Source organism: Paraburkholderia tropica, assembly GCF_900109265.1.
Taxonomy (GTDB): Bacteria; Pseudomonadota; Gammaproteobacteria; order Burkholderiales; family Burkholderiaceae; genus Paraburkholderia; species Paraburkholderia tropica.
This window is the reverse complement of the sequence record NZ_FNZM01000013.1, coordinates 297,461-304,025: the sequence shown is the minus strand read 5'-3', so window position 1 is coordinate 304,025 and position 6,565 is coordinate 297,461. Positions and strand designations below refer to the sequence as shown.

Genomic DNA, 6,565 nt, shown 5'->3' with positions numbered 1-6,565 from the left:
TGCGTTTGAACGAGCCGCGCTACGTCACGCTGCCGAACATCATGAAGGCGAAGAAGAAGCCGCTCGAAACGATCACGCCGGAAGATCTCGGCGTGGATGTCGCTCCGCGTTTGAAGACGCTGAAAGTTTCGGAACCGCCCAAGCGCAGCGCAGGCGTGAAAGTGCCTGACGTGAAAACGCTGGTCGAAAAGCTGAAGACCGAAGCCAAGGTGCTGTGAGGAGCGAATCGAAAATGACGAACCTGGTAATTGCAGAACACGACAATGAGTCGATTAAAGCCGCAACGCTGAACACGATTGCAGCGGCGCAGAAAATTGGCGGCGATGTGCATGTGCTGATTGCTGGCCACAACGCGAAAGCGGCTGCGGATGCAGCGGCGAAAATCGTCGGCGTTTCTAAGGTGCTGCTCGCCGATGCGCCGCAACTCGAACACGGTCTCGCGGAAAACGTTGAAGCGACGGTGCTTTCAATTGCGAAGAACTATTCGCATATTCTCGCGCCTGCTACGGCAAGCGGTAAAAACGTTACGCCGCGTATTGCCGCCAAGCTCGACGTTGCGCAGATCAGCGATATCACTGCTGTTGTTAGTGCCGATACGTTCGAGCGTCCGATTTACGCTGGCAATGCGATTGCGACGGTGCAATCGCAAGACGCGATCAAGGTCATCACTGTTCGCACCACGGCGTTCGACGCGGTCGCTGCGGAAGGCGGCAACGCATCGGTAGAAAAAATCGAAGCGGCAGCGGATAACGGCAAAGCGCAATTCGTCAATCGCGAAGTCACGAAACTCGATCGTCCCGAACTCACCAGCGCAAAGATTATCGTGTCAGGCGGACGCGGTCTGGGCAGCGGCGAAAACTACACGAAGGTGCTTGAACCGCTCGCGGACAAACTCAACGCGGCACTCGGCGCATCGCGCGCGGCGGTGGACGCAGGCTACGTGCCGAACGATTATCAGGTCGGTCAAACCGGCAAGATTGTCGCGCCGCAGCTTTACGTCGCCATCGGTATTTCAGGCGCGATTCAACATCTCGCGGGCATGAAAGATTCGAAGGTGATCGTCGCGATCAACAAGGACGAGGAAGCGCCGATTTTCACCGTAGCCGACTACGGTCTCGTCGGCGATCTGTTCAGCGTGGTGCCGGAACTCGTTGCGTTGACCTGAGCGCCATCACGCGTAATCTTCAGCGGCCCTGCTTCTCGACAGCAGGGCCGCACCGCTTGCGCACCTACACGGTTCGCAACATTCCCCCGTCCACGAAATACGTGGACCCCACGCTGTAACTCGCGCGCTCCGAGCACAGAAACACGACGAAATCGGCCAGTTCCTCGGGCGAAGCAAAGCGCTGAATGGGCGCGTGCTCGTTCGCGACCTGCTGCAGATAGCCTTCCCAGTCGCCGCCCGTTTCGCTGCTCAGTTGTTTGGCCGTCTTGATCCAGTCCGGCGTGAGCACGAGCCCCGGATTGATGGTATTGACGCGAATATTGTCGCTCACCACTTCATTCGCGAGCGTTTTCGAAAACATCATCAGCGCGGCTTTCGTGACGTTGTAAATGGGCTCGTAGCCCAAAGGCTGCGTGGCGCAGATCGAAGCGTTGTGCAGGATCGCGCCGCCGCCGCGCTGCTTCATCAGCGGCACAAGCCCGCGCGCGAGGCGCACGGCGGCCATCACGTGCAGTTCCCAGTACGCTTGCCATTTGTCGTCGGGAGCGGTCATGATCGTTTCGTTGCTGCCCGTGCCCGCGTTGTTGAACAGAATGTCCGCACCGCCGAAGGCGTCAGTCGTGGCGTCGACGAGTTGCGTCACGCCTTCGACCGTTGCGATATCGCACGCAACCGGTACGGCCTGAATGCCGTGCCGTTCGGCGAGCGATTGCGCCGCGGTTTCCAGACGTTCGCGCTGACGCGCGGCGAGCACGAGATGTGTCCCCTCGGCCGCGAAACGGTCCGCGACCGCAAGACCAATGCCGACACTCGCGCCGGTAATGACCGCGACCTTTCCACGCAGTTTCAAATCCATCGCTCGCTCCTGAATGCTGTGAATGGGTGTGATTGGCGTGCTTCGCCATGCCCGCATTTTGCTATCGCTCTATGCAGAACAGCGCACTATTGCGACGCTTATTAAACATTATCATTTGTAATGATGTTTGAGTTCAGTAGCGTGTGATTTCACGTATACACCTATGTAACGATAGCAATACTATCGTTATTCTGCGCTTGCACAGTCGTCGAAAATTCGCGCCAGCGTGCGTGCGGAAGGCGTTAAATGTTGTCGTGACGATGTGAATCGCAATCCAGCCAAGCAAAACAAATAAACAGGAAAGTGCGTCATGAGACTACGAAATGTGTTGATGGCCGCGCTCGTTTGCGCAGTGTGCGCCGGTCATGCTTTTGCTGCCGACAAACTCAAGGTCGGCATTTCCATGAAGGTGTTGAACGCGCCGTATTTCTCGGCGGCCATGCAAGCCGCGAAAGCGCGTGTGGTGGAACTCGGCGGCGAGCCGATCGTTACCGATGCGCAGGGCACGATGCAGAAGCAGATCGCCGATGTCGAAGACCTCGTGACGCGCGGCGTGAAAGTGCTGATCATCGATCCGGCCGATCCCGAAGGGCTGGTGAGCGCCGTGAACGCAGCGACGGCAGCTGGTGTGAAAGTGATCGTGATGGATGCCGATCTCGATCCGAAGGCGAATTACCTCACGCTCGTGCAATCGTCGAATCGGCAAAACGGTGCGCTGGTCGGCCGCTGGGTTGTCGATACGTTCGGCGACAAGCCGCTGAAGATCGCGCTCGTGTCGGGCGACAAGGGCAATCCGGTGGGCAAGGCGCGCCGCGATGGCGTACTCGAAGGCATTGTCGAAGCGCAGCTCGAAAAACTCGGCAAGGCGAATCTGCAGATCGTGGGGCAAGGCTGGGGCAACTGGACCGACGAAGGCGGCCTGAAGGCGATGGAAGATCTGCTGGTCGCGAACAAGGACATCAACCTCGTGCTCGGCGAAAACGACAGCATGGTGCTGGGCGCGCGTCGTGCGATCGAGAGCGCGAATCGTCAGGGCATCACGCTCGTGGCGGCCGCCGATGGTCAGAAGGAAGCGCTCGCGCTCATCAAACAGGGCAAGTATGGCGCGACCGCGCTCAACGATCCGGCGCTGATCGCGCGCACGGCCGTCGACCTCGGATTCAAGGCCGCGAATGGCCAGGCGCGTGATCTGCCGAAGATGACTTATACGCCGCCTGCGGTGATCGATCGCGGCAATATCGACAAGTTCTACAACCCGAAGGCCGTGTTTTAAAGCGGTGCTTCGATTCAACTGCAACGCAGTTTCCATCGAACTGGAGTCAAGCTTGATGTCAGTTATTCCCGCGCTGGGTCTCGGCACATTCCGCGTCGCCCCGGACATCACCACGCAATCGGTGCGCACCGCGCTCGAACTGGGCTATCGCCATATCGACACGGCGGTCCACTACGAGAATGAAGCGGCGGTGGGCGCCGGCATTCGCGAGAGCGGTGTGAATCGCGACGAGATTTGCGTGACGACCAAGGTGTGGTTCGACAGCCTGCGCCATCGCGCGGTACTCGACAGCCTGGAAGCGAGCCGGGAGCGGCTCGGTGTCGGTGTGATCGATGTGGCGCTGGTGCATTGGCCGTCGGTCGACGGCGTGCCGGTCGCTGAGACGATCGGTGCGATGCGCGAAGCCGTGGACGCAGGTTTGATCCGCCATTACGGCGTGTCGAATTTCACCGGGCCGCTGCTCGACGAAGCCGTTGGGGTGCCAGGCGGCGATGCAATCGTGACGAATCAGATCGAGGTGAATCCGTTCTTCGCGAATCGCGCTGACGTGGACGCGACGCATCGGCACGGCATCAAGGTGACGGCATATATGCCGCTGGGTGAGGGCCGCGTGCAGCGCGATCCTGTGATCGCCGCGATTGCCGAACGTCATGGCGTGGATGCGCCGCAAATCGCCTGTGCGTGGCTGCTCGCGCGCGGCATGCTGGTGATTACCGCGTCGCGCAGCGTCGAGCATCAGCGTGCGAATCTGCGTGCGCTGGACGTGCGTTTGAGCGATGACGAACTCGCCAGCATCGACGCGCTCGATTGCGGCGCGCGCAACGCGAATCCGCCGTTTGCGCCGTGGAATCGTGCATGAGTTGCGTATGAGTCGCACACATCGCCATGCGCGCGAAAAAATTTTCTTTTTTTAACTGGCATCTTAGATACGCGAAAAGCATGGCGTGAAGCAAGCCGAACCGGATAGAGACGGTTCGGTTGTCGAATCAAGAGTGAGATTCATGCAGAACACAATGTTAGGTATCCGTATCAGTTGAAGCGGGCCAGGAATAATGAGGCATCCGCTTCTCAATCCAGAGAGGAGACAGCAATTGAACAGCACGACTCGTCTGCTTGCCGCGTCGCTGGTGGCGTCGGCCATTGGCGTTGGCATTTCGTCGCCGGTATGGGCGGCTTCCGACAAGACCACGCTCGTTGTCATGATTCGCGGGCTCGACAATCCGTATCACGCCGACTATGCGGCGGGCGCGAAGGCGCTCGGCAAGAAGCTGGGTTTGCCCGTCGATGTGCTGAGCAGCGAGGGCAACAGCCAGAAGCAGTTTTCCGATCTGAAGGCGGAGATTGCGAAGACCGGCGGCAACATGGTTGTCAACGTCGATCCGAACGAGGCGCCCGACGTGGTGCCGATCGCGAAGATGCTGGAAAGTGCGGGCGTTTACTGGGTGAGCTGGTGGAACAAACCGGACGACATCAAGGTGCAGGACTATCCGCACTGGGTCGCGCATATCAGTTTCGACGCTGTGGGGCAGGGTTATTTCAATGCGAAGACCCTGTTCAAAAACATGCCGACGCCGAACAAAGGTTCGATCATCGCGATTCAGGGCATGTTGTCGAATAACGCGGCCATTGGGCGCTTCCAGGGCCTGCAAAAGGCGCTCAAAGAAACGCCTGGCGTGAAGCTCGTGCAGTGGGAAGCCGCCGATTGGGACACCAACAAGGCCTACGAAATCACCAAGCAATTGCTGGCGGCGCATCCCGATACCGCGGGCGTGTGGTCCGCCAACGACAACATGGCGCTCGGCGCGGTGGCCGCGCTCAAGGAGGCGGGCCTCGCAGGCAAGGTCAAGGTGAGCGGCACGGACGGCGTGCCCGACGCGTTCGATGCGATCAAGGACGGCACGATGTCCTCGACCGAATACGACGACGCGCGTTATCAGGCGCAACTTGGTTTGTCGATGGCGCTTGCGGCCAAACAGGGCGCGCTCGACGTGAAGGCCACGCCCGCCAAATACCGCGCGTTTCTGATTCCGGGTATCGAAGTCGATCGCTCGAACGTGGAGAAAGTCGTGAAAGACACGGTCAGCAAGATGCCGGATTACGACCTGAAGAACTTCTACGCACGCTGGGTCGCGCCGATCAAATAACACCGCGTAGCAGGTATTCAAGCAAGCTTCGGCGCGGGCGTGCGAAACCGGTGCGCTCGCGGCCGGAACCATCAGGAGGGACGGCAGTTCATGGAACCTGTGGAAAGCATGGGCGACGCGAATTTCTCGCGCCAGCCCGCACACACCGCGTGGATGCAGGGCGCGCGCCGCTGGCTGCGTCGCAGTGGCGTCGGCGCGCAACTGCTCTCGCTCGCGCTGATCGTGGCGGTGTTCGCCATCGGCACGCGCGGCGCGAGTCTCTCGTGGGACAACGTGCAGGTCGTGCTGAGTCTCGCTGCGATTCCCGCGATTCTCGCCGTGGGTCTGCATCTGACCATCGTGATCGGCGGGATCGATCTTTCGCTGCAAGGCACGGTTGCATTGTGTGCGGTTTTCGTCGGCGTGCTCAGCAAGAATCGCTACAACGATCACGATGTCGGGCTCTGGATTCTGCCGATCTGTCTCGCCATCGGCGGCGCGGCGGGCATGCTGACCGGCGTGCTGCATACGAAACTCAGAATTCCTTCGTTCATTACGACATTGGGCGTGAGTTGGGTGCTTTATGGCGTGGCCGTCTACGTGAACAAGGCGATGCTGATTACGCTGCTCGATAACCGCATTCAAAACTTTATCAACGACAAGCCGCTCGGCGTTGCGAATATCGTGCTGGTGGCGCTGGCAATTGTGATCGCCGTGCAGTTTTTCGAGGATCGCACGCGCACCGGGCGCTATCTCTACGCCATCGGCGGCGACGAAGCGCTCGCGCGTCAGGCGGGCGTGAACGTGCCGCGTATGAAAGTGGTCGCGTTCGCGATCGCCGGGTGTCTCTACGGCCTGGGCGCGCTGCTGCTCGTGAGCCGGATGGGCAGCGCGACCGCGCGCACGGGTCTCAATCTGCTGTTTCCGGTGATCACGGCGGTGGCGGTGGGCGGCGTGTCGCTCACGGGCGGCCTCGGCGGTGCGAAGAATGCGCTGCTCGGCACGCTCGTGCTCGCCGTGCTCAACAACGGCATGGTGCTGATGGCCGTGAATCCGTATGCGCAAACGGCCGTCAACGGCATCGTGTTGATCATTGCCGTGGCGCTCACGCTCGACCGCCGCAAGCTCGGCTTCATTAAATAAGGCCG

At 60.1% G+C, this 6,565-nt stretch carries 6 protein-coding genes and 1 pseudogene; 6 read left to right on the top strand and 1 reads right to left on the bottom strand.

All coding sequences use genetic code 11. From position 1 onward, the window contains the following. Positions 1 to 218, top strand: a pseudogene (locus BMY06_RS23285) (electron transfer flavoprotein subunit beta/FixA family protein); the annotation flags it as partial. 14 nt (positions 219 to 232) lie between these two features. Next, positions 233 to 1,165, top strand: a complete 933-nt coding sequence (locus BMY06_RS23280) for an electron transfer flavoprotein subunit alpha/FixB family protein (RefSeq protein ID WP_074985544.1) — start codon at positions 233 to 235, stop codon at positions 1,163 to 1,165. Between the two features lie 64 nt (positions 1,166 to 1,229). Here the strand turns inward: BMY06_RS23280 and BMY06_RS23275 are convergent, their stop codons facing one another. After that, the gene (locus BMY06_RS23275; protein ID WP_074985542.1) at positions 1,230 to 2,021 is read right to left on the bottom strand and encodes an SDR family NAD(P)-dependent oxidoreductase; all 792 of its coding nucleotides are present in this window, start codon (positions 2,019 to 2,021) and stop codon (positions 1,230 to 1,232) included. A gap of 310 nt (positions 2,022 to 2,331) precedes the next feature. On the opposite strand from BMY06_RS23275, the gene BMY06_RS23270 reads away from it, so the two are divergent. The 4 genes from BMY06_RS23270 (at position 2,332) to BMY06_RS23255 (ending at position 6,560) form a co-directional block, all read left to right on the top strand. Further along, a complete protein-coding gene (locus BMY06_RS23270) occupies positions 2,332 to 3,294 on the top strand; it encodes a sugar ABC transporter substrate-binding protein (protein WP_065059828.1) in 963 nt (320 codons plus the stop codon). 55 nt (positions 3,295 to 3,349) lie between these two features. Further along, positions 3,350 to 4,153: an aldo/keto reductase gene (locus tag BMY06_RS23265; RefSeq protein ID WP_074985540.1), complete on the top strand. Its 804-nt coding sequence runs from the start codon at positions 3,350 to 3,352 to the stop codon at positions 4,151 to 4,153. A gap of 232 nt (positions 4,154 to 4,385) precedes the next feature. Beyond that, a complete protein-coding gene (locus BMY06_RS23260; RefSeq protein ID WP_065059826.1) occupies positions 4,386 to 5,438 on the top strand; it encodes a sugar ABC transporter substrate-binding protein in 1,053 nt (350 codons plus the stop codon). 90 nt (positions 5,439 to 5,528) lie between these two features. Beyond that, positions 5,529 to 6,560 (top strand): ABC transporter permease, encoded by a 1,032-nt coding sequence (locus BMY06_RS23255; protein WP_080180730.1) that lies wholly within the window; start codon positions 5,529 to 5,531, stop codon positions 6,558 to 6,560. Positions 6,561 to 6,565 lie beyond the last annotated feature (5 nt).